The 22,724-nt window shown below is 54.4% G+C and carries 19 protein-coding genes, 1 tRNA gene and 1 riboswitch; of the genes, 15 read left to right on the top strand and 5 right to left on the bottom strand.

The genetic code is table 11. The annotated features are described in order from the left end of the window. Positions 1-167: 167 nt before the first annotated feature. From galE to MFLA_RS10180, 15 genes are all read left to right on the top strand, one after another. Positions 168-1,172: a UDP-glucose 4-epimerase GalE gene (gene galE / locus MFLA_RS10250; protein ID WP_011480228.1), complete on the top strand. Its 1,005-nt coding sequence runs from the start codon at positions 168-170 to the stop codon at positions 1,170-1,172. 175 nt (positions 1,173-1,347) lie between these two features. Next, positions 1,348-1,827: a hypothetical protein gene (locus MFLA_RS10245; RefSeq protein WP_011480227.1), complete on the top strand. Its 480-nt coding sequence runs from the start codon at positions 1,348-1,350 to the stop codon at positions 1,825-1,827. 4 nt (positions 1,828-1,831) lie between these two features. Continuing rightward, a complete protein-coding gene (locus MFLA_RS10240) occupies positions 1,832-2,278 on the top strand; it encodes a PEP-CTERM sorting domain-containing protein (protein ID WP_011480226.1) in 447 nt (148 codons plus the stop codon). A 70-nt stretch (positions 2,279-2,348) separates the two neighbouring features. Further along, positions 2,349-3,407: a TIGR03790 family protein gene (locus MFLA_RS10235; RefSeq protein WP_011480225.1), complete on the top strand. Its 1,059-nt coding sequence runs from the start codon at positions 2,349-2,351 to the stop codon at positions 3,405-3,407. A gap of 218 nt (positions 3,408-3,625) precedes the next feature. After that, positions 3,626-5,533: a threonine--tRNA ligase gene (gene thrS, locus MFLA_RS10230; protein WP_011480224.1), complete on the top strand. Its 1,908-nt coding sequence runs from the start codon at positions 3,626-3,628 to the stop codon at positions 5,531-5,533. Positions 5,534-5,597: 64 nt separating this feature from the next. Further along, positions 5,598-6,125 (top strand): translation initiation factor IF-3, encoded by a 528-nt coding sequence (gene infC, locus MFLA_RS10225; protein ID WP_195742183.1) that lies wholly within the window; start codon positions 5,598-5,600, stop codon positions 6,123-6,125. Positions 6,126-6,232: 107 nt separating this feature from the next. Then, a complete protein-coding gene (rpmI, locus tag MFLA_RS10220) occupies positions 6,233-6,430 on the top strand; it encodes a 50S ribosomal protein L35 (protein WP_011480222.1) in 198 nt (65 codons plus the stop codon). A gap of 13 nt (positions 6,431-6,443) precedes the next feature. Continuing rightward, positions 6,444-6,806, top strand: coding sequence for a 50S ribosomal protein L20 (gene rplT / locus MFLA_RS10215; protein WP_011480221.1), 363 nt, complete (start codon positions 6,444-6,446; stop codon positions 6,804-6,806). Positions 6,807-6,945: 139 nt separating this feature from the next. Further along, complete coding sequence (gene pheS, locus MFLA_RS10210) at positions 6,946-7,929, top strand: phenylalanine--tRNA ligase subunit alpha (RefSeq protein WP_011480220.1); 984 nt, start codon at positions 6,946-6,948, stop codon at positions 7,927-7,929. Between the two features lie 26 nt (positions 7,930-7,955). After that, positions 7,956-10,310, top strand: coding sequence for a phenylalanine--tRNA ligase subunit beta (pheT, locus tag MFLA_RS10205; RefSeq protein WP_011480219.1), 2,355 nt, complete (start codon positions 7,956-7,958; stop codon positions 10,308-10,310). Between the two features lie 25 nt (positions 10,311-10,335). Beyond that, positions 10,336-10,638, top strand: a complete 303-nt coding sequence (locus MFLA_RS10200) for an integration host factor subunit alpha (protein ID WP_011480218.1) — start codon at positions 10,336-10,338, stop codon at positions 10,636-10,638. Beyond that, entirely contained in the window at positions 10,619-11,044 is a 426-nt protein-coding gene (locus MFLA_RS10195; RefSeq protein ID WP_011480217.1) for a MerR family transcriptional regulator, read from the top strand. Before MFLA_RS10200 ends, MFLA_RS10195 begins: the two co-directional genes overlap by 20 nt. An 84-nt stretch (positions 11,045-11,128) precedes the next feature. Further along, positions 11,129-11,205: transfer RNA gene (locus MFLA_RS10190), tRNA-Pro, on the top strand. Positions 11,206-11,505: 300 nt separating this feature from the next. After that, positions 11,506-13,026: an aldehyde dehydrogenase gene (gene adh / locus MFLA_RS10185; RefSeq protein WP_011480216.1), complete on the top strand. Its 1,521-nt coding sequence runs from the start codon at positions 11,506-11,508 to the stop codon at positions 13,024-13,026. A 90-nt stretch (positions 13,027-13,116) separates the two neighbouring features. Then, positions 13,117-13,491, top strand: a complete 375-nt coding sequence (locus MFLA_RS10180) for a DUF779 domain-containing protein (protein ID WP_011480215.1) — start codon at positions 13,117-13,119, stop codon at positions 13,489-13,491. 137 nt (positions 13,492-13,628) lie between these two features. Here the strand turns inward: MFLA_RS10180 and MFLA_RS10175 are convergent, their stop codons facing one another. The 5 genes from MFLA_RS10175 to MFLA_RS10155 form a co-directional block, all read right to left on the bottom strand. Beyond that, positions 13,629-15,788: a TonB-dependent siderophore receptor gene (locus MFLA_RS10175; RefSeq protein WP_011480214.1), complete on the bottom strand. Its 2,160-nt coding sequence runs from the start codon at positions 15,786-15,788 to the stop codon at positions 13,629-13,631. A gap of 73 nt (positions 15,789-15,861) precedes the next feature. Continuing rightward, positions 15,862-15,960: riboswitch (TPP riboswitch) on the bottom strand. A 92-nt stretch (positions 15,961-16,052) separates the two neighbouring features. Further along, positions 16,053-17,699: a SulP family inorganic anion transporter gene (locus MFLA_RS10170; RefSeq protein ID WP_048811960.1), complete on the bottom strand. Its 1,647-nt coding sequence runs from the start codon at positions 17,697-17,699 to the stop codon at positions 16,053-16,055. Between the two features lie 160 nt (positions 17,700-17,859). Continuing rightward, positions 17,860-19,212, bottom strand: a complete 1,353-nt coding sequence (locus MFLA_RS10165; RefSeq protein ID WP_011480212.1) for a di-heme oxidoredictase family protein — start codon at positions 19,210-19,212, stop codon at positions 17,860-17,862. Between the two features lie 5 nt (positions 19,213-19,217). Next, positions 19,218-20,477 carry an ABC transporter substrate-binding protein gene (locus MFLA_RS10160; RefSeq protein WP_011480211.1) on the bottom strand — a complete coding sequence of 420 codons (1,260 nt, stop codon included), beginning with the start codon at positions 20,475-20,477 and terminating at the stop codon, positions 19,218-19,220. Positions 20,478-20,504: 27 nt separating this feature from the next. After that, positions 20,505-22,532 (bottom strand): TonB-dependent receptor plug domain-containing protein, encoded by a 2,028-nt coding sequence (locus MFLA_RS10155; RefSeq protein WP_011480210.1) that lies wholly within the window; start codon positions 22,530-22,532, stop codon positions 20,505-20,507. Between the last annotated feature and the right edge of the window lie 192 nt (positions 22,533-22,724).

The raw sequence follows: 22,724 nt of genomic DNA, 5'->3' as shown, positions 1-22,724 counted from the left end.
GGTGTGGTGAAATTATTATTTACTGGTTTATATTACAAGAAGGCTATCACAGAATGGTAGCTTAACTTTCTAATTCAGATTTTTTTAAAAGTTTTCTATGTTTATAAAGCTACTATAAATATGTGTGGCGCTTCAATAGGGCTATTGGACTAAAGGAAAAGTTTTTAATGTTATTAGTAACAGGCGGTACAGGCTACATAGGTTCCCACGCATGTGTGGAACTGATTAATGCGGGCTATGAGGTGGTGGTGCTGGATAATTTCAGCAATAGCCAGGCGCATATCGTTGACCGCATCAAGCAGATCACGGGCAAGGCACCCGTATTGGTGGAAGGGGATGTGCGGGATGAAGCACTACTGAGTGATTTATTTTCTAGGTACCCATTCCAGGCAGTCATGCATTTTGCCGGGCTCAAGGCGGTGGGGGAGTCGGTCGCGCAGCCTTTGCGTTATTACGATAACAATGTGGCGGGTAGTGTTACCTTGCTGCGCGTCATGCAGGCGCATGACGTCAAACGATTAGTCTTCAGTTCGTCCGCTACTGTGTATGGCGATCCAGCCAGTGTGCCGATTCGCGAGGATTTCCCGTTGTCTGCGACCAATCCTTATGGGGCAAGCAAGCTGATGGTGGAGGATATCCTGCGCGACTTGGCAGTCTCCGATCCAGAGTGGCGTATTGCCATCCTGCGTTATTTCAATCCTGTGGGCGCGCATGAGAGCGGCCTCATTGGTGAGAACCCGAATGGTATGCCCAATAACCTCATGCCATACATCACCCAGGTAGCCCAGGGGCAGCGTGAATCTCTTTCTGTGTTTGGCAGTGACTATCCAACCGTGGATGGTACGGGCGTGCGCGACTACATCCATGTGGTCGACCTGGTGGTTGGCCATTTGCGTGCCCTGGAGCGGCTGGATAAGGAAGCTGGTGTGTTCACATGCAATCTTGGCACGGGCCAAGGATATAGCGTGCTGGAAATGGTCAAGGCATTTGAAGACGCCAGTGGCCAGGCTGTTCCCTATCAGCTGGTGGCACGCCGGCCGGGTGATGTGGCGGCCAGTTATACCGATCCTGCTTATGCCGAGCAGGCATTGGGTTGGAAAGCGACGCGTGGCATCGAGCAGATGTGCAAGGATAGTTGGCATTGGCAGCAAAACCTTGCCCAGAGAGGCTGATACTTCATGTGATGATGCATTCATTTCGAGCAAATATGATGGGAATGGTGCAGGGGCTGATTGCCATGCTGATGATGGTTTTTATAACGCCTTGATTATATGTGAAATAAATTTATATTGATTCTGGCCTACTTATTGCTTTCTATATCATGTCTGGACCTTGATGGGAGATGTGATGATGAAACACTTTGTTATAAAGTGGTTGGTGGGTGCGATGATGCTGGTCATGATGACAGCAGCCAATGCAGCCACCAAGGTTGATGAGGTCGGCTATCTTTATGCCGATAGCAGCTTGCCTAGTGATGCTGTCTTTTCTCTCAGCCTTGATGCGGGTCTTTATGAGCTGTCCTTGCTGGATTACGAGTTCCCGGCGGCTTTTGTGGATGGAAGCTTTGGTATCAATGTATTCAGCGGGGCTACGCTGATCAGTACATTTTATGGTTCAGGTACTTACCTTTTGCCTGAGCTTACTACCGGCTCTTATCTTTTCAGTGTCTTTGGCGATGCAAATAATGGTGTGGGTGTAGGCTCCTTCGGATTTACCGTTTCACTGGTGCCTGAAGCTGATACCTGGGCATTGCTGTGCGTCGGGATAGGCCTCTTGGTGGCGTATACCTCGCGTCGCAGAACCCCTGCTATTTCTGATAAAGGATAGGATCATGAAAAAATTGTTGAATGCAGTCAAATACCTGCTGGTGGCGTTGACTTTCTCTGGTACGATGGCAGCACAGGCCGCGCCGGTATTTGAAGTTGATGCCGCTACTACGATTCCTGGCATATACAAATATAACGTAGCCTTGCTGGCTGGGGATTACACCCTGACACTTGAAGATGTTGACAGTAGCTTTTCCTGGCTGGGCGTGACCATCGGGCAGGGAGCTGCGCAATTTGGCAGCTTGAATCTATTGGGCGATGTGGATGAAGGGATATTGAGCTTTTCCATTGCCGATACCGGCATCTATACTGCATTGCTGTTTGCCCAGGGGGGAGTTGGCCCTGTTAACCTGGTGATTGCGGCTATTCCTGAGCCAGAAATGGCTGCCATGCTGTTGGCTGGCCTGGGTTTGGTGACTTTCGTCGCGCGGCGCAGGCGTAAAGTGTCATAGCGTCTGACATCCAGTCATTGTAAGATTCAGGGGAGCTTAGGCTCCCTTTTTGTTTGATATGGCCTGATTGATGGACGAGGTGAAGACTGGCGTGCGATATTTACTGATGATCTGCCTGATGCTGCAAGGCATGGGTGCGCTAGCGGGAGAAGCCATTTCCCTGCGTACTTTTAGTGGCAGTGGCTATAACCTGCAGCCTGAAAATGTGGCGGTGGTGGTGAATACCGATCAACCTGAGAGCGTGCAGGCCGGGGAGTACTATCTCAATGTGCGCCAGATCCCGGATGGCAATCTGGTCAAGGTCAGTATTCCGGGCAGTCCGAAGAAGCTTAGCGCGCAGTATTTCGCTCAGCTCAAGCAAGAGATTGACGCACAGCTGCAGCCCAGGCACCAAGTCATCGTCATGATGTGGACAGCGCCCTATGCGGTGGAGTGCAACTCGATTACTTCCGCCATCACCATGGGCTTCGATCCTGAGCAGTGTGCCAACACCTGCGCGCCTGCCAAGCACCCCAATCGCTATTTCAATTCGCGTTCGTTCCAGCCTTTCACCGATATGGGCTACCGCTTGTCCATGCTGTTGCCCGTACAGTCGTTCGAGGAGGCCAAGGCATTGATCGATCGTGGCTTTGCCAGTGACTACAGTGCGCCGGCGGCAACGGCTTACTACCTGACCACCTCTGACAAGAACCGCAGCAGCCGTGCCCAGTTCTTCCCACCTTCAGGCCGGGTGGCGCAGCGTTACCTCGAAATCAAGAACCTCAAGGCCGACAGCATCCGCGACGTGCAGGATGTCATGATCTATCAGACCGGGCTGGTCAGTGTGCCTTATCTCGAAACATTGCAGTTTTTCCCTGGGGCGCTGGCCGATCACCTGACTTCGGCGGGTGGCGACCTGCTGGGTACCAGCCAGATGAGCAGCTTGCGCTGGCTGGAGGCTGGCGCGACGGCAAGTTACGGTACGGTTTCCGAGCCATGCAATTATTGGCAGAAATTCCCCAATCCCGCGGTATTGCTCAAGCATTACCTGATGGGTGCCTCGGCAATTGAAGCTTATTGGAAAAGTGTGGCCTGGCCGGTGCAAGGGGTTTTTATCGGCGAACCATTGGCCTCCCCTTACAAGCGCTAAGGAGTGGCTGCAAACCTCTCTTGGCGTCGTTGCTCTGCCTGGTCGCACTGCTTGTATTGCCGGGAGCGCCTGGCCAGGATCACTTCGCTAAAGCTTGTTAGCCGTCCCAGTGCGCGCGAGTTGTGGTGCTACTCGCCTGTATGCGATAATCGGCACCTGATTTGATTGCGCAAACAAAAGCCGTTTGACGGCTTTTGTTGTTTATTGGGTGGGGATATATGCCAGTTATTCGTTTGCCAGACGGTTCCGAACGCAAGTTTGATGGGCCAGTGACTGTCGCAGAAGTTGCGATGAACATCGGTGCCGGCTTGGCACGTGCTGCATTGGGCGGCAAGGTCAATGGCAAGGCCGTCGATACCTCGTACCTGATCACGGACGATGCCGATCTGTCGATCATTACCGACCGGGATGCCGAAGGTCTCGCCATCATTCGCCATTCCACCGCTCATTTGCTGGCGCAGGCGGTCAAGCAATTGTTCCCCGATGCGCAAGTGACCATTGGCCCGGTGATCGAAAACGGCTTCTACTATGATTTCTCCTATAAGCGCCCGTTCACGCCGGAGGATTTGCAGAAGATCGAGGCGCGGATGCAGGAGCTTGCCAAGCGCGATATTCCCATTGTCCGCACCGTGATGGAGCGTGACGAGGCGGTGGCTTACTTCCAGTCAATCGGGGAACAATACAAGGCCGAGATTATAGGGTCCATTCCCGCCGACCAGGAGATTTCTCTGTATACCCAGGACGATTTCACCGACCTGTGCCGCGGTACTCATGTGCCTTCCACCGGCAAGCTCAAGGCGTTCAAGCTCATGAAGGTGGCAGGCGCCTACTGGCGCGGGGATTCCAATAACGAAATGCTGCAGCGCATCTACGGCACAGCCTGGGCCAAAAAGGAAGATCTGGATGCCTATTTGCACATGCTGGAAGAGGCGGAGAAGCGCGATCATCGTAAGCTGGGACGCCAGCTGGATTTCTTCCATATGCAGGACGAGGCGCCTGGTATGGTGTTCTGGCATCCACGCGGCTGGGTGATCTGGCAGGAAGTCGAGCAATACATGCGCAACATGTTCCGCGAGTTCGGCTATCAGGAAGTGCGCACCCCGACCATCATGGACCGGGTCATGTGGGAAAAATCGGGACATTGGCAGAACTACCATGACAACATGTTCACCACTGCCTCGGAAAACCGCGATTATGCCGTCAAGCCAATGAACTGTCCTGGGCATATCCAGATATTCAATAGCACCCTGCATAGTTACCGTGACCTGCCGTTGCGCCTGGCCGAATTCGGTTCCTGTCATCGTAACGAGCCATCTGGCGCCCTGCATGGCTTGATGCGCGTGCGCGGCTTTACTCAGGATGACGCGCATATCTTCTGTACCGAGGATCAGGTCAAGGACGAGGTGGCCGATTTTATCGTCATGCTCTACAAGGCCTACAAGGATTTCGGTTTCAACGAGGTGTTGGTCAAGCTGTCCACGCGTCCAGAAAAGCGTGTGGGGACCGACGAGGCCTGGGATAAGGCCGAAGAAGCGCTTGCCGTGGCGCTCCGACAGAACAACCTGGACTTTGAGTTGCAGCCAGGTGAGGGGGCGTTCTATGGCCCCAAGATCGAATTCACTCTGAAGGATAGCCTGGGCCGCCTCTGGCAATGTGGCACCATCCAGCTCGACTTCAACTTGCCGGAGCGCCTGGGCGCGGAATATGTCGACGAAGATAACTCGCGCAAGCATCCTGTCATGCTGCACCGCGCGATCGTGGGCTCGATGGAGCGTTTTCTCGGCATCTTGATCGAAAACTATGCGGGCGCCATGCCGGCCTGGCTCGCGCCGGTGCAGGCCATGGTGCTCAATATCAGCGATGGGCAGGCTGATTACGTCAGTTCTGTGGTTGCAGAGTTGCGGAAAAATGGCTTCCGCGTCGATTCGGACTTGAGAAATGAGAAGATAACCTATAAAATCCGCGAGCATAGCTTGCAGAAGCTGCCTTACCTCCTGATTGCAGGTGAGCGCGAAATGCAAACTGGTCAAGTGGCCGTGCGTACCCGTAAGGGCGAAGACCTAGGTTCAATGCCGCTGAGTGCTTTCATTGAGCGCTTGAAAAGCGACGTAGCCGACAAGGTCTAGAATGTCCTCGAGTAGCGCGGTCTATTATTTTGACCTTCAATATTAAATAACGGGAGATTTTGCGATAGCTCAGGAAAAGGAATTACGGATCAATGGCGATATTACTGCGCCACAGGTTCGTCTGGTTGGGGTGGATAACGAGCCGCTAGGCATCGTTACTCTGAACGAGGCATTTGCCAAGGCCGAGGAGGCGGATACCGACTTGGTCGAGATTGCGCCGCAGGCGAGCCCGCCTGTATGCCGCTTGATGGATTACGGCAAATACAAGTATGCCGAGAGTAAGCGGCAACATGAGGCGCGTCTCAAGCAAAAGCAGGTGCAGGTGAAGGAAGTCAAGTTCCGCCCTGGTACGGACGAAGGTGACTATCAAGTCAAGCTGCGCAACCTGATCCGATTCCTGCAGGAAGGCGACAAGGCAAAGGTAACCTTGCGCTTCCGTGGTCGTGAAATCACTCACCAGGAAATCGGCTTGGCCTTGCTGAGAAGGGTCGAGGCTGATTTGGCAGAATATGCCGTGGTAGAGCAGTTTCCCAAGATGGAAGGCCGGCAGATGGTGATGGTGTTGTCACCACAAAAGAAAGCAAAACCTTGATGCCTGAGTGCGGCAAGGTTTGTGAGTAGTAAGTAGTAAGGAAGTGGCGACGCGGCCAAAGGCATGCCCGATCGCTCTTTTTTCAATATCCCTTTTAGGAGAACAAAATGCCAAAGATGAAGACCAAGAGCAGCGCCAAGAAGCGCTTCAAGTTCTTGGGAAATGGCAAGGTGAAGCGTACCCACTCTCACCTGCGCCATATCCTGACCAAGAAGACCACCAAGCAGAAGCGTAACCTGCGCGGCACGGCCATTATTTCCTCAACCGATGTCAAGCGCGTACGCGCCATGATGCCGACTCAATAAGGAGATATGAAAGATGCCTAGAGTAAAGCGTGGTGTTATTGCCCGTGCACGTCACAAGAAGGTTCTGAACGCTGCCAAGGGGTATCGTGGTCGTCGTAAGAACGTCTACCGTATCGCCAAGCAGGCGGTGATGAAGGCTGGTCAGTATGCTTACCGTGACCGCCGTCAGAGAAAGCGTCAGTTCCGCGCCCTGTGGATCGCACGTATCAATGCCGGTGCCCGTGAATATGGCTTGACCTACAGCCGTTTCATCAACGGCCTGAAGAAGTCTGCGGTTGAAGTCGATCGCAAGGTGTTGGCTGATCTGGCCGTGTTCGACAAGCAGGCGTTTGCCAAGTTTGCCGAACTCGCTAAATCCGGTCTCGCCGCTGCCTAAGCAACAGCAACAAGAAAAGGAGGCCTCGTGCCTCCTTTTTTTTCCGGGTTTTTCCACAAGCGGCCATGTCAGTGGATGGCATATGGCATCAATGGATAAAGGCTGTTTTTGAAAGCATCCGTGAGGGCAACACCATAACATGCAAAATCTAGATCACATCATCAGCGAGGCGCAGCAGGATTTCGCTAGTTGTGCCAGCATCGCTGACCTTGAGCAGGCCAAGGCACGTTACCTTGGCAAGAGTGGCAGCCTGACAGAGGCTCTCAAGGGGCTGGGGAAATTGTCGGCAGAAGAACGTCCTGCGGCAGGCGCGGCCATCAATGTCGTCAAGCAGCAAGTCGAGGCGGCGCTCAAACAGCGGCGTGATGCCATTCTGCAGGCAGAGCAGGAGCGTCAATTGGCAAGCGAGACAATTGACGTTACTTTGCCAGCCCGTACTCGTGGCACAGGCGGACTGCACCCGGTATCGCTGACATTGAGGCGGGTGGAAGAACTGTTCCGCTCCATTGGTTTCGAGGTGGCGGAAGGCCCCGAGATCGAGTCCGATTTCTACAATTTCACCGCGCTCAATATCCCGGAAGACCACCCTGCGCGGGCGATGCATGACACGTTCTACGTGGACGACAAGCATGTGTTGCGCACCCACACTTCCCCCGTGCAAGTGCACTACATGCAGGACAAGGCACCGCCGCTCAAGATCATTGCTCCTGGCCGCGTATATCGCGTTGACTCCGATGCCACGCATTCCCCCATGTTCCATCAGGTGGAAGGCTTGTGGGTGGATGAGCACATCAGCTTCGCCAACCTCAAGGGCGTGGTACAGGATTTCCTGCAGCGGTTTTTCGAGCGCGATGACTTGCAGGTGCGCTTCCGCCCATCCTTTTTCCCGTTCACCGAGCCTTCAGCGGAAATGGATATGAGCTGGAACGGCGGCTGGTTGGAAATCGGCGGCTGCGGCATGGTCCATCCCGAGGTGTTCCGCCATGTCGGCATTGATAGCGAACAGTACCGTGGCTTTGCCTTCGGTCTGGGTGTGGAGCGCCTGACCATGCTGCGCTATGGCGTCAATGACCTGCGCCTGTTCTTTGAAAACGATTTGCGCTTCCTCAAGCAATTCGCCTAGCCCTTACTTCTGGACAGATCAACACTATGCAATTTTCCGAACACTGGCTACGCCAATATGTAGATCCGGCCCTCGACAGCCAGGGCTTGAGCCACGCCCTGACCATGGCAGGGCTGGAAGTCGAGGCCCTGGAGCCTGTCGCTCCCGCATTCAGCAAAGTAGTGGTGGCTGAAATCATCAGTGCCGAGAAGCATCCGGATGCCGACCGCCTGCAGGTGTGCAAGGTCGATGTGGGGGCTGTAGAGCCGCTGCAGATCGTATGTGGCGCTCCCAATGCGCGTGCAGGGCTCAGAGCCCCTTGTGCGCTGGTGGGGGCGGAGCTGCCTGGCTTCAAGATCAAGCAGGCCAAGGTGCGAGGTGTGGCGTCCTCCGGCATGATGTGTTCCGCCAAGGAGCTGGGCTTGGCAGAGGGGAGCGATGGCTTGTTGGAGCTTGGCGCGGATGCGCACGTCGGCCAGGATATCCGGGAGCTGTTCGACCTGGATGACCAGCTGTTTACGCTCAAGCTCACGCCTAACCGTGCTGACTGCCTCAGTATTACCGGAATTGCCCGGGATGTGGCGGCCCTGACAGGTGCACCGCTGGAACTGCCCATGGTCGATCCTGTTCCAGTTGAACATGCGCGCCAGCTGGCGGTCAGCGTCAGCGAGCCGGCGGCCTGTCCGCGCTATGCAGGCCGCCTGATTGAGGGTGTGGATGCTGCCGCCGCAACGCCGGAATGGATGGTGCGCCGGTTGGAGCGTAGTGGCATTCGCAGCATCAGTGCTATTGTCGATATCACCAACTATGTGCTGCTCGAGCAGGGCCAGCCCTTGCATGCTTTTGATGCGGATAAGCTCCAGGGTGGCATTCAAGTGCGTTATGCGCGAAGTGGCGAGGACTTGCTACTGCTCAATGGCCAGCAGGTCACGTTGAGCGATGACATGCTGGTGATTGCCGATGACCAGGGTCCTCTGGCTTTGGCTGGCATTATGGGGGGAGAGGCAAGCGCAGTGGGTGATACCACCCGCAATATCTTCCTCGAAAGCGCTTTCTTTGCGCCTGCTGTGATTGTGGGCAAGGCGCGGCGCCTGAATTTTTCTACCGATTCCTCTTATCGTTTCGAGCGTGGGGTCGACTTTGGCAACACATTGATCGCCCTGGAGCGTGCCAGCCAGCTAGTATTGGAGATTTGCGGTGGTCAGGCTGGGCCGGTTACCGAAGTATTGCACCCATTGCCTGAACGCCAGCCGGTGCGCTTGCGCTTGGCGCGCCTGAATTCCGTATTGGGGATTGCCTTGGATGCGACAGTGATTGGTGCATTGCTTGAGCGCTTGAATTTCAAGTTTGCTGCCATGGATGGCGGTTTTGAAGTGACTCCCCCCAGCTATCGCTTTGATATCGAGATCGAAGAAGATCTGATCGAGGAAGTCGCTCGTCTGCATGGCTATGACCATATTCCGGCATTGGCACCGCATGACGAACAACACATGCTTCCGGTGCCGGAATCAAAACGACACCGGAACTGGCTGCGTGATACATTAGCTGCCAGCGGCTACCAGGAAATTGTCAGCTACAGTTTCGTTGATGAAAGCTGGGAGCGTGATTTCCTTGGAAACGCCAACCCCATTGGCTTGAAAAACCCGATTGCGAGCAACCTGAGCGTGATGCGCACCAGCTTGTGGGCAGGATTGATGGAGAGCCTGATCTATAACCTCAACCGCAAGCAGGAGCGGGTACGCTTGTTTGAAATCGGATCGGCGTATTTTGCTGAAGATTCAGCGTACCGCGAGATTGGCCGTATTTCCGGCCTGGCCTATGGTAGCGCCAAGCCTGAACAATGGGCCTCCGAGGCGCGTGAGGTCGATTTCTTCGACGTAAAGGCTGAGGTGGATCGTCTGGCTGGCGGTCGTGTGCAATATGTCGCTGCACAACATCCTGCATTGCATCCGGGACAGACAGCGCAGATATTGCTGCAAGGACAGCCTATCGGCTGGATTGGGAAACTACACCCCAAGTGGCAGCAGCATTACCAATTGCCACGTGGTGCTGTCCTGTTCGAGCTGGACGTGGAGCCCTTGCTCCATGCCCAGGTGCCATCCTATGTCCAGGTGGGCAAGTTCCCTCCGGTGCGACGAGATATTGCCGTCTTGGTTGATGAGGCGACTCCGATCCAGTCATTGCTGGACACCATGCGTAGCAGTAAAAACGCACTGATCAATGACATTGCACTGTTCGACGTCTATCAAGGAAAAGGGGTGCCTGAAGGGAAAAAAAGCCTTGCATTTCTAGTGCTTATGCAAGATACTCAAAAAACTTTGACCGATGCAGAAGCCGATGCAGTGATGGCCGAGTTGCTGGATTTATTGGTTCAGCGACATGGCGCAGCATTAAGAAATTAGAAAAAGTAGTAGGGAAAGGTTTTGCATGACATTAACTAAAGCTGATTTGGCTGATTTACTGTTTGAACAGGTAGGGTTGAATAAGCGCGAAGCCAAAGATATGGTGGAAGCATTCTTCGAGGAAATCCGCATGGCGCTGGAGGCTGGAGACAGTGTCAAACTTTCTGGTTTCGGTAATTTCGAGTTGCGTCAGAAATCCGAGCGGCCAGGCCGCAACCCCAAGACCGGCGAAGAGATCCCCATTACTGCCCGCCGAGTCGTGACTTTCCATGCCAGCCAGAAACTCAAGAGCAAGGTAGAGGAGGCATATGCCGGAGCAAGCACCTAAGGTTCAGCTCCCGCCGATTCCTGCCAAGCGTTATTTCACCATTGGTGAAGTCAGCGAGCTGTGCGGGGTCAAGCCTCATGTGTTGCGCTACTGGGAGCAGGAATTCACCCAGCTCAAGCCAGTCAAGCGCCGCGGCAATCGCCGGTATTACCAACACCATGAGGTGCTGCTCATCAGGCGTATACGCGAGTTGCTTTATGAACAGGGCTTCACGATCAGCGGCGCGCGCAATCGCCTGGATGAGGCTGGTGCTGGCGGGCTGAATCGCGAGCTGGAATCCAGCGAGGGTCTGGGTGGAAATGCCCAGTCCGGTGCAGCGACTGAAAAAGGGGCAATATCGGGCATCGATCTCGCTGCATTGCGCTCAGAACTGCGCGAAGTCCTGAATTTGCTGGGGCAGCGTTAACAAAAATGCGGTTTCTCACTGTGCTAAAGTGAGTATTTTCGATATAATCTCTTTCTTGTTTCTGGCCTGCCGGAAACGAAGGTTCGGGGCGTAGCGCAGCCTGGTAGCGTACTTGCATGGGGTGCAAGGGGTCGTGTGTTCGAATCACACCGTCCCGACCAACAACAATCCATTAAGCCAGTTATTCCAGAAGTGAGTAACTGGCTTTTCACTTTAGAGCGTCAGTATTTGTTGCTCAACGATATCCATTTTGCCAACACTTGATCCTTTCAGTTCAGGTAGCCAGGTGAAACTGCACGGTACGGGGATTTTTCCGTTTTTCCTTCAAAAAACAGGCTCAATGTAAGACAAAAACTAGACTAGGTAGTATATTAACGAAACGTAGGCGCGGGATGTTGTATTCCGACATCAGATCGTGGCAGTCCTGTGCAATCGTTAATAACTCGTGGAGGAGTGTAGTAATGAGTCTGGATAGCTTGAAAGGCCTAGGTATTAAGGTTCCGTACAAAAATAAGTATGACAATTATATTGGAGGGCAATGGGTTGCGCCGGTGGATGGCGAGTACTTCGACAACATCAGCCCGGTGACTGGCAAGGTATTCTGCCAGGTGCCGCGATCGAATGAAAAGGATATCAACCTGGCCTTGGATGCCGCACATGCGGCCAAGGAGGCCTGGGCCAGGACTTCAGGGACCGGACGTGCCAATATCCTCCTCAAGATTGCCGATGTGATGGAAGCCAACCTGGAAACTATCGCGATTGCGGAGACCATCGATAACGGAAAGCCCATCCGTGAAACCATGGCTGCCGACATTCCGCTGGCGATCGACCATTTCCGTTATTTCGCTAGTTGCATCCGTACCCAGGAAGGCGGTATCAGCGAAATCGATCATGAGACTGTGGCTTATCACTTCCATGAGCCGCTGGGTGTGGTCGGCCAGATCATTCCATGGAACTTCCCTATTTTGATGGCAGCATGGAAGCTGGCCCCAGCGCTGGCTGCGGGCAATTGTATCGTCATGAAACCTGCTGAGCAGACGCCGGCGTCGATTTTGGTTGTCATGGAGCTGATAGGCGATCTATTGCCTCCCGGCGTGCTGAATGTGGTGAATGGCCATGGCGTCGAGGCGGGAAAGGCGCTTGCAACCAGTCCGCGTATCGCCAAGATTGCCTTCACCGGCTCCACCTCCGTTGGCCGACTGATCATGCAATACGCGAGCCAGAACTTGATTCCGGTGACACTCGAGCTTGGCGGCAAGTCTCCCAATATCTTCTTTGAAGATGTGATGGATAAGGACGATGCCTATTTCGATAAGGCACTGGAAGGTTTTACCCTGTTCGCATTGAACCAAGGCGAAATCTGCACCTGTCCTAGCCGTGCACTGATCCAGGAGTCCATCTACGAACAGTTCATCGAGCGTGCGATCAAGCGTGTCAAGGCGATCAAACAGGGCAGTCCACTGGACAAGTCCACAATGATCGGGGCGCAGGCTTCCAGCGAGCAGGTAGAGATCATCATGTCCTATATCAAGTTGGGACTGGAAGAGGGCGCACAGTTGCTGACCGGCGGAAATGCAACCAAGCTGCCAGGCGACCTGAGCGAAGGCTACTATATCGAGCCAACCGTGTTCAAGGGCCACAACAAGATGCGCATTTTCCAGGAAGAAATCTTCGGGCCGGTTTTGTCTGTTACGACTTTCAAGGACGAGAAGGAAGCGCTGGAAATCGCCAATGACACCATGTACGGCCTGGGTGCAGGTTTATGGACCCGTGACGGCAGCCGTGCTTACCGTGTTGGTCGCGGGATCCAGGCCGGCCGCGTCTGGACCAATTGCTACCACTTGTATCCAGCGCACGCTGCATTCGGCGGTTATAAGCAGTCCGGCATTGGCCGCGAGAACCACCGCATGATGCTGGATCATTACCAGCAAACCAAGAATCTCCTGGTCAGTTACAGCCCCAATGCATTGGGCTTTTTCTAGGATAGCCCGAGGTTAAGGGAATGGACGCCTGGGTTGGCTGGTCTAACCCAGGCGTTTTTCTTTCTGCATCTCTTGGTCTGGAGGATGAATATGAGCGCGAGCCGGATAGTGGCCACCCCAGCGGCAGCCGCATTGATCGATGAGTTGAAGGCCAGGCATGGCAGCTTGATGTTCCATCAGTCAGGTGGCTGCTGTGAAGGCAGTGCACCCATGTGCCTGCAGGAGGGAGAGTTCTTGCTGGGGGCATCAGATGTCAAGGTGGGAACGGTGCATGGTGTGCCGTTCTACATGAACAAGACCCAGTTTGAATATTGGCAGCATACACATTTGACGCTGGATGCCATTGCCGGTCACGGTGGCATGTTTTCACTGGAGCAGGCGACAGGGAAGCATTTCCTCATCCATTCCCGGTTGTTCACGGATGAGGAGTTGCAGGATCTGGAGCCTGTGGAGCAGTGTGGGTGATGGCGGCCCGGCTCGGGGCACCGTTGACGGTAGCTCTGGCCGCCATCACGTCGCAACTATTTTTCTGCAACAGGTTGGATTGACATGAACCGCATGCTCCTAGAGATGCTGCTCCAAGGAACAATCTGCTGCGCGGGTTAGAAATCGATTTGCGCGGACAGGCGGAAGATGCGCGGTGCACCGGGAATCAGGTAGCCGCCGAATGCGCTGGACGCATCTCCCCAATAGAACTTGTTGAATACGTTGTCTACGCCAAAGCGGAAGGTGGTTGCTGTATTGCCGAGCTTGGTAGTATAGGCGCCGCCCAGGTTCAGGACATGGTAGCCCTCCACTTTTCTGTTCAATGCCGCAATCTCGTTGCTTGGCGCGAAGGCCTTGCTACTTGAATAAATCCATGCCGCGTTCAGCTTGAGCGCAGGCAAGCCAGGCCAGGTATATTCGCTGTACAGCGCAGACCTGAACCTCGGTACATTGCCGGCTTGTTTGTCTTCGATACGGTCATCGCCCGTGCCTTCGGCCCTTGCCTGCAAGGCGGTGACGCTGGCGCTCAGCGCCCAGTTGCGAGTGACGCGTCCTTGGGCGGCAAATTCAAGGCCACGGTTGACCTGCGTGCCATTGACGACGTAGGTGGGTGTGGCATCCACATATTCATTCTTGCGCTTGATCTCGAATACGGCGGCAGATACACTGACGCTCGGTGTCACTTCCGCTTTCACGCCGAACTCGACTTGCCTGGACTTGTTGGGATCCATGATGACTTCTGCGTTAGTCGTGCCTGTGGGTGCCGTACCGCCTGGCTCCAGGCCTTGTGAGTAGGCACCATACACCGCCAGTTCCGGCTGCAGCTTGTAAACCAGCGCGAGGTTGGGCAAGACAAAATCGTCATCCGTGCGGTGCGTCAACACCCCTGATGAGTTGAACTGATCACGCTTGAACTGTACATAACGCACGCCGGCATGCAGCTTGAGCTGGTTGGTCAGGGACATTACATCCTGCACGAACAGTGCGCGCTCTTCATCCTTACGACGCAAACGCACGGGGTTGACGTCGGCAAGTGGGAAGTTGTCATAGTAGACGGGCGCGTAGATATTGCTTTCACCCACATAGTTGTACACATAGTCGGCAAAATGATCGCGACGGTTCAGCGTCGACAGGCCGGCAATGAGCTCATGGTGTACGCTGGCTGTCGTGAAGTTGCCTTGCAGCAGAGCCTGGGTGGCGGTGATCGAGCGCTTGTCGTTCTTGCGGCGCAAGTCATACATCGAATAGCTGCCGTCGCTGCAGAAACCGACTATCAGTCCTTGCGTCTGGCAGCCTGAAGGCAAGGTCACGGCATCATCGCGATGCAGGGTCGATTGGTTGGCCTGCAGGGTGGTATGCCAGTGGTCATTCAACTCATAATTGAACTTCAGCCCGATATTGTAGCTATCATCCACCACTGGCCGGCTCCAGGATTGATCGTTGAGCATTTGTTTGGCACTGACACCGGTCGGGATTCTTTGCTCCGGCCCCAGCAGCTGAAATCCCGGCACGGTCAGCTGTGACTTGTGCTGGTAGTCGAGATCAAGCTGCAGCAATGCCCGGGGACTGAGGTGAAAATCGAATGCCCCAGAAATGAAGTTGCGGTTGCCGGTCGAGCCATCGACATAAGATTTGATGTCTTCCGCTGCGGCATTGATGCGATAACCGAAGATACCATCTTCTGAGCGGCCACTCAGGTCGACGGCGCCGTATACCGTACCGCGTTCGCGAACTTCGAATGTTGCCGAACGCAATGGGACGTCGGTAGGGCGCTTGGTCACATAGTTGATTATACCGCCTGATGAAGCAATCCCTGCCTGCATTCCTGCAAGGCCCTTGAGAATCTCGATGCGCTCCTTGTTTTCCATGGGCACCATGGCTTGCGCAAGAATCACCATGCCATCCTTGCGGTAGTTGGCGCCTTGATTAAGCACAAATCCACGGATGGCAAACCAGTCTGCCAGCCCGACCGCATTGTAGGAGTTCTGTACGCTGGCATCCCATTTCACCGCATCAGTGGCGGAGCGTATGCTGCGATCCTGCATTTGCTCATGGGTGATCACGTTGATGGAAGCTGGCGTGTCCAGCAAGGATGCTTCGGGAAAGCTGCCGACACTGGCGCGGCGTGCCGGGCTGCCGGCAGGCGCGGAGGTGACGACGGTCTCAGGTAGTGATGGGTGATCGGCCTTGCTGGCATCCTGGGCTTGGGCTGCCGGTGAAAATACGCAGGCGATAGCCAGCATGTTGATGTGTGGACGGAAAGTAGAGGCAGGCATGGTGTGCGTTCACTCGCGTTAGGGACAGGCACGCGCAGGAACGGACGAAAAGCCCCAGATAGGCAGAATGGACCTTAGTGGCTTTGCGCTTTCCTACGCTGGCATTATCCAGTTCAGGTTCAAGGGTATATCTCACCAGAAGATTGGCTCTTCAGGACCCCTAGCGTGGCGGCTATCTTAACAAAGATGATGAAGATAGCGCCAATTTTTTTATGTCCAGCGACAGCCTGGGATGGGGCGGGCTGGATACCATCGCAGACTGTGTCAACCAGGCAAGGGCGAGGAAGGTGCCTCCTGCCATAGTAAGTGCAGGTGGGGCAGCACATGATGCGGGCCTATCTGGCCGATAATCCCCGAGCGGCGCAGCTTCTCCAGAATATTGGGCCTGGCTTCCACAATCACTAGTCGAATATTGTGTTGCTTGCATGTATCCAGCAGGTTCCACAACGCCTGCAGACCGGTAGCATCCATGATCGGCACGCGCGCCATACGCAGCACGATGGTGTCGGTGTTCTCGCCTATGGTTTGCAGGCGGCGCTGCAGGTGCTCGGCCGCTCCAAAGAAAAAAGGTCCTTCCAGGCGGTATACCAGTGTGCCCGGCGGCAGGTGCCATGCATGCGGGCCATATTCCTGCTGCAAGTCGTCATCACTCAGCTGCGTCACATTCACCGTGTCCGCCATGCGTTTCATGAACAGCAGTGCGGCAAGTACGACGCCGATATTGACGGCAATGACCAGGTCGCTGAATACGGTAAGCAGGAAAGTGATCAGCAGCACGGCGACATCCGCCCGCGGCGCAGTCCTGGCAATATGCAGGAAGCGATGGACTTCGCTCATGTTATAGGCCACCACGAACAAGATGGCCGCCAGCGCCGCCAGGGGAGCATTCACGGCCAATGGGGCCAGCAAGACCACGATCAACACCAGAGTGACGGCATGTACGATGCCGGACAACGGGCTGTTGGCTCCGTTGCGGATGTTGGTGGCGGTACGCGCCAGCGCGCCGGTGGCGGCAAAGCCGCCAAACAATGGCGAGGCGATATTGGCAATGCCTTGTCCAATCAGCTCCTGGTTCGGCTGGTGGCGTGTTCCTGCCATATTGTCCGCCACGACGGCTGACAGCAGTGATTCGATGGCGCCCAACAATGCAATAGTGAACGCTGGGCCGATCAGCTCGATCATGACAGCGGGGCCGATGCCTTCGGGGAGGGAAAAATGCGGTAATGCCTGCGGAATGCCGCCGAATGCGCTGCCAATGGTAGCAACTTGCTGAAATTGGAAGACGGACTGCACGACAGTGGCTGCCACGATGGCGACCAGGGGACCAGGAATCTTTTTCAAGTACCGGTTGGACAGGACCAGCACTGCCAGCGTGAACGCGCCAAGTAATGAAGTCTGCCATTGCAGCTGCGGCAGCGCTTCGACCAGGTGCAACAGCTTTTCATGAAAATGATGCGATGCTTGTGGAGCAAGGCCAAAAAAATCCTGCCACTGCCCTACGAAAATAATGACGGCGATTCCGCTGGTAAAGCCGATGATCACAGGTTCCGGGATATACCGAATCACGCTTCCCATGCGTGCCAGCCCCATGAGCAACAGCATTGCGCCTGCCATCAGGGTGGCGATCTGCAGGCCGGCAATGCCATATTTCGCTGTAATGCCGGAGAGAATGACGATGAATGCCCCCGTCGGCCCGGTAATCTGCAGCCGGCTGCCGCCGAACAGGGAGGCGAGTGTGCCTGCCACTATCGCCGTATATAACCCTTGTTCAGGCTTGGCGCCGGAGGCGATCGCAAAGGCCATGGCCAGCGGAAGGGCCACAACGCCGACGATCAATCCGGACATGATGTTGCGGGACCAATATTGACGAGAGAGCAGGCCGGCGTGCTTGGCTTCGAGAATGGCGATCATGATATCAGTGCGTGTAAAGAAATCTGCGGACAAACATATGATAATCCTTTCGCAGCAAGCCTATACCGGAGATTAAGGACCGCTGACAAAACCTGGTCGCTTGGACGAGCTCGTACTCACTGCGGCAGAGCGCTTAGTCAGGGGCGTTGCGTCGAACTTGTTAAAGCGACTCGATGAAGTCGAGCAGCGATTGCCTGTCCTCGGGAGACATCTGTTGCACCATGTCGCGGGCCTCCTGCGCTTCACCACCATGCCACAGGATGGCTTCCAATATCGTCCTGGCACGGCCATCGTGCAGGAAGCCTGCATTCGGCTCCACCTTTTTTGCCAGGCCGATTCCCCAGAGCGGAGGGGTGCGCCACTCGCTGCCGCTGGCGGAAAAATCAGGCCGATGGTCTGCCAGCCCTGGCCCCATATCATGTAACAGCAAGTCTGTGTAAGGGGCAATGGTCAGGTTGCCCAGCGGCGCCAGCCTGGGAAATTCACCAGTCTTGATTGCGGGCAGGTGGCAGGCTGCACACTGGGCCTGGCGGAACAGCATTGCGCCCTGTTGCACGCGGGGATCCTCTTGGCGGCGCGGGGAGGGTGCGGCTAGCGCCAATTGGTAGAATTCCATGTGTGCGAGCTGGGTGGTCGAAATTTCCGGATGGCCTGGGGTGGGAGCTTGCCTGCAGGCTGTCTGACGCTCGGCGCAGTTGCCTTGCGGGAACAGGTGCGAGCTTAAGCCCATGTCTCCTGCCAAGGCGCTGGCCGTTTGCTCTCGCAGCGTGGCGACATTGGCTTTCCAGCCAAAACGCCCGATGACCTGCTGCTGTCGTTCCACGCTCCAAACGCGGTTTACCCGCCCTTTGATCCGCCCGGGCTTGGGGGTGTTCTGCAATGCAAGCAAGCTGTTGTCCGCAATCGCCTCGAGCAGGCCCATGCCATAGATGGCAGGCGCAATGCGGGCCGAGGTTTGAATGTCATGAGGAAGTGGGCCGTAGGCTAAGCTGCTGAAGCTCAATACTGGCTTGCGCAGGCGGATGGCCTCACCTCCATTCAGCACCACGATGATATCTTCGTAATGCAAGCGGGCTCGGCCTTCAGCTTCGATACCAGGGGCGCCGAACTCCTGTAATTGGTCGCCATAGGCTGGATGTGGCAGGGGCGCGCCCGTGTGTGTTTTTCCCGGCAGGCTCAGGCGCACGAGCATGGCGCGCATGGACTCTTCAGGCGAGCCGGGTGCAAAGCCCCGGCCATTCTTGGCATGACAGGCAATGCAGGAATTACGGTTGTATAAAGGCCCTAGGCCGGCAATCTCATTGTCCACGGCAGGTGAAATGATCCAGCTTTGCCTGACCAGGCTGCGGCCTTGCAGGAATTGCTGCCTCTGCTCATCAGACAGCGGGCCGATGGCGCGTGTATAGGCTTCCCGGCTGATGTCATTCGTCATGACCTGCGCCTGCTCGGTGCCGAGGGTCAGGCTGGAAAACAGGGCAATGAAAACGAGCGGGAATGACAGGGCGTTGCGCATTGCACTCAATAGGTTGTCGCAATGCGTGCAGCTTCTTCATAGCGGTCATGCATGATGTGCCGCCAATGATCGGCCTCGACCGGATCCAGTGACGTGATCGATTCTGCCCCAGCTTCATCAATCGGCAGGGTATTCAGCAATTGCCTGGCTTTCACCACATTCAGTGCGTCTGCCCCGAGCTGCCTGCTGGCCTCCCGGATGGCGCTGAGGGCATGCTGCAGCGAGGCATGGTTACGTGTGATGATGGCATCAAACAAGGCATTGATGATGTCCTGGCGCGCAAGTCCCCGCCGGGTGTCATATACGAACACGGGATTGTTCTCGAAAGGGTTGAAGTAGTCTGCGGGCTTGTCTGCATAGACCGATGGCCTCACCGGCAACTTGCGGATATCGGGATGGAACAGCAGCTTCTGGCCCTTCTCGGAGAGCACGAATCGGCTGAATGCCTGAGCACCGGCGGGGTTGCCGGCATTTTTCAGGATGGCAAGATGGGCAGGGGAATAGCCGGTCAGCTCCGGGTAAACAAACTGCAAGGGGGCGCCATTCGCAATGGCCGAAGCCGTGAAGAAATCGATGGTAAGCCCGGCCAGCAAGCGACCGCTGGCTACATCATCACTGACGAACGTAGCACCAGAAGTCACCAGTTCGGCATTGGCGGCAATGGCCTGCAACAGGTTCCATCCATCCTGCCAGCCATAGCCCTGCAGCAGGATATCGATGAGAGGGGGAGCATAGCCTACCTTGGAAGGCACGGGCAATGCGATCTTGCCGTTGAATGCAGGGTCTGCGAGATCGGTCCAGCTCCTTGGTGCAGCCAACCCGGCACTCGCCAGCGCCTGTGGGTTGCTCACGATGCCGTACCCCGCAATTTCCGTGGCAATATGATTGCCTTCGCGCAAGGCAAAGCCGTTGACTGCCGCAGGCAAGCCATCGAGGTCGATATTCAGCGGCTGGAACGCCTGCATTTTTTCAAGCTGTGCAAAGTTGCGTTGGGCGGGCGACCAGTACACATCGACACGATGAGAAGTATCCTGGATATAGGCCATGGCATCGCGGGACTGCCGCCAGAGCACTTCCAGCTTGTATTGCGGATATTGCTGCTCAAATGCTGCTTCGAATTGCGAGACGACTTCTTGCGGATAGCTGGTCATCACCACGACCTTGGTCGGGTCTGCCAGTGACCACTGGCTGAAACACATCAGCCAGAGGATGAGAGTGCGGATTGGCCAGCTCAATGCAGCCTTGATAGTAAGAGAGCGGGCCATGGGTTTCCTATCTAATGAATGAGTTGCTTAGAACTTGCGCGTGACGTTGACGAATATGTTGCGGCCTTCCATATAGAAGCCTTCAGTATATGCATAGTTTTTGTCGAGAATATTGTTGATCCCCGCCTCGGCAAACCAATCGGTATTAACGGCATACATGGCCTTAATGTTACCCGTGGCATAACCTTTGGCTGACAGCCAATCCGTGACTGTGGCATTCTGACGAGAATAACGTGATGACGCCGCTTCGACACTGGCCAGCACTTGCAATGCACTGTTTACTTTCCATTTGCCATATGCAAACAGTTTCTGGCGAGGTACATCGGTCAAGCGCTGGTCATTGCTGAGGTTGTCACGGTTGATAAAGGTGTAGTTACCACCCAGCTCAATATTATTAGTCGCAAACCAGGTTGCACTCAATTCGATGCCATGACTTTCGACTTTACCAATATTGCGGAACTGGAAGCACTCGCCTCCACCGGCGGAACAAGCAGAGTTTGGCAAGCTGACAGACTGGATCATGTCTTTGGTATCAATAAAGAAGACTGCACCTTGGAGCTTCAATTCTGGCAACACAAAAGCACCGGCACCCAGTTCATAATGGGTTGCCCTTTCTGTGTCTAAGCCAGGGTTAGGCACTGCGCGACCGAAACGACCAGAAAAACGGTCCTTCATGGTCGCAAAGCGGCTTTTTCTGGCGACTGTAAAGTGAATGTCGCTATCCTCTGTTGGCTTATAGAAAAGACCAGCTTGGGGGTTCCAAGCATGAGCATCTCCATTCGGGAAATCGTAAATCTGATTTGAGTTGTTTAATCCTTCAGCCTTAATAGTGTCACGTTTATCATAACTGATGCCTGTTACCAGGCTAAGTTTCTCATTGAAATGATGGGTATCTTCAATACCAAATGAAATGGTGCGATCTTTAAAGGTTTGAACCGGGTTTCCCTTGTTGTGTTCTTCATGCTTGTCGTGTTTGTAATGTGCAGCAAACTTCAATGTATTGCTTTTGGCAATATCGAAACCAAGCTCGGCGCTGGCACCATAGGTGTCATCGTTATAAATACTAGTGAATGAACTAGGTCTAGTCATCGTGGCATAACGGGCATCGTCGTAGCTTTCCAATACATTTCTGAACTTGTCATAGAAAGCCCGCACTTTCAAGTAAGCGCTATTACCAAAGGTGGTACGTGATATGAAGTACAAGCTCTCCTTATCCCATTTGGGCCAATCCCAGTAATTGGCTCTTCTGTCGCTGTCTCTGCCAGCATATACTGGGCTGCCTTTCGTGCCTTGCTGATTGATATAGTTCAAGCTGTATTCGTTACCTTCACTGGGGGTCAAGCCGATTTTCAGGTTGATTTTGCCATCCCGATTATAAGCACGCTCCCTGTCCCCACCGTCCTCATATGCATTAGGCTTGTAATCGCTAGACATACGGGAGCGCTCATTGTCCACATATGAGGTATTGGCTTGCCAATACCATGTTTCGTAATTACCGCCCATATTGACATCGGTAGCATAGCCATTGAACTTAAGATTGCGGTCAGTTTTAATGCCTGCAGTAATGCTGCCTTCAAACTCCTTTGTTGGTTTGCGGCTAACTAGGTTGATTGCACCGCCCAAAGTATTAGGGCCGTATAGAACGGAACTGAACCCTTTCGATAATTGAATCTTGGAGAGGTCAAAAGTGTTGAAACGGCCAAGGTCCACATAGCCATCGTAAGTGACATAAACCGGAATACCGTCTACGAATACAGGCACTTGACGCAAGTCAAATCCACGCAATTGCACCAATTGTTCATTGCGCTGCCCACCTTGAGTCATGCTGATACCAGGCAACATATTTAAAGCCGTGCCTACTGTCTCGCGGTTGAATAAACGCATATCCTCTTGTGTGATGGTGCTGTCATAGAGCCTTGTATTTTCTGGTTGCTTGGTTGTGATGACATTGATTTCACCCAAGGCGTAAGGCGTAACTTCTGCCAAAACGACTTGAGTATTGACTGCTAGCGCGGCAATCACTGCCAGCTTGAGCGGTTTTAGGTAATTAGACACTGATCTCCCCGATGCTAAGTAGTTGAAACAAAGGAGGGATTAAATATTAATTCAATATATTTGTAAATATATAACGAATATTATTTTGATGAATCTTGAAGATGCGCATGCATAGATGACAGGGTTCGGGGAGAAGCCCTGGCGGGAAACCTTGCGCAGCTTGAATTAATCAATTGTTCTGGTAGGCTTTCC

Source organism: Methylobacillus flagellatus KT, assembly GCF_000013705.1.
GTDB classification, from domain to species: Bacteria; Pseudomonadota; Gammaproteobacteria; order Burkholderiales; family Methylophilaceae; genus Methylobacillus; species Methylobacillus flagellatus.
Note: the sequence above shows the minus strand (reverse complement) of the source record. Positions and strands in the feature narration are given on the sequence as shown.

Excerpts from the sequence above, each read along its gene's own strand:
- galE (WP_011480228.1), top strand. The coding sequence starts at position 168 with ATGTTATTAGTAACAGGCGGTACAGGCTACATAGGTTCCCACGCATGT.
- MFLA_RS10245 (WP_011480227.1), top strand. The coding sequence starts at position 1,348 with ATGATGAAACACTTTGTTATAAAGTGGTTGGTGGGTGCGATGATGCTG.
- MFLA_RS10240 (WP_011480226.1), top strand. The coding sequence starts at position 1,832 with ATGAAAAAATTGTTGAATGCAGTCAAATACCTGCTGGTGGCGTTGACT.
- MFLA_RS10235 (WP_011480225.1), top strand. The coding sequence starts at position 2,349 with ATGGACGAGGTGAAGACTGGCGTGCGATATTTACTGATGATCTGCCTG.
- thrS (WP_011480224.1), top strand. The coding sequence starts at position 3,626 with ATGCCAGTTATTCGTTTGCCAGACGGTTCCGAACGCAAGTTTGATGGG.
- rpmI (WP_011480222.1), top strand. The coding sequence starts at position 6,233 with ATGCCAAAGATGAAGACCAAGAGCAGCGCCAAGAAGCGCTTCAAGTTC.
- rplT (WP_011480221.1), top strand. The coding sequence starts at position 6,444 with ATGCCTAGAGTAAAGCGTGGTGTTATTGCCCGTGCACGTCACAAGAAG.
- pheS (WP_011480220.1), top strand. The coding sequence starts at position 6,946 with ATGCAAAATCTAGATCACATCATCAGCGAGGCGCAGCAGGATTTCGCT.
- pheT (WP_011480219.1), top strand. The coding sequence starts at position 7,956 with ATGCAATTTTCCGAACACTGGCTACGCCAATATGTAGATCCGGCCCTC.
- MFLA_RS10200 (WP_011480218.1), top strand. The coding sequence starts at position 10,336 with ATGACATTAACTAAAGCTGATTTGGCTGATTTACTGTTTGAACAGGTA.
- MFLA_RS10195 (WP_011480217.1), top strand. The coding sequence starts at position 10,619 with ATGCCGGAGCAAGCACCTAAGGTTCAGCTCCCGCCGATTCCTGCCAAG.
- adh (WP_011480216.1), top strand. The coding sequence starts at position 11,506 with ATGAGTCTGGATAGCTTGAAAGGCCTAGGTATTAAGGTTCCGTACAAA.
- MFLA_RS10180 (WP_011480215.1), top strand. The coding sequence starts at position 13,117 with ATGAGCGCGAGCCGGATAGTGGCCACCCCAGCGGCAGCCGCATTGATC.
- MFLA_RS10175 (WP_011480214.1), bottom strand. The coding sequence starts at position 15,788 with ATGCCTGCCTCTACTTTCCGTCCACACATCAACATGCTGGCTATCGCC.
- MFLA_RS10170 (WP_048811960.1), bottom strand. The coding sequence starts at position 17,699 with ATGATCGCCATTCTCGAAGCCAAGCACGCCGGCCTGCTCTCTCGTCAA.
- MFLA_RS10165 (WP_011480212.1), bottom strand. The coding sequence starts at position 19,212 with ATGCGCAACGCCCTGTCATTCCCGCTCGTTTTCATTGCCCTGTTTTCC.
- MFLA_RS10160 (WP_011480211.1), bottom strand. The coding sequence starts at position 20,477 with ATGGCCCGCTCTCTTACTATCAAGGCTGCATTGAGCTGGCCAATCCGC.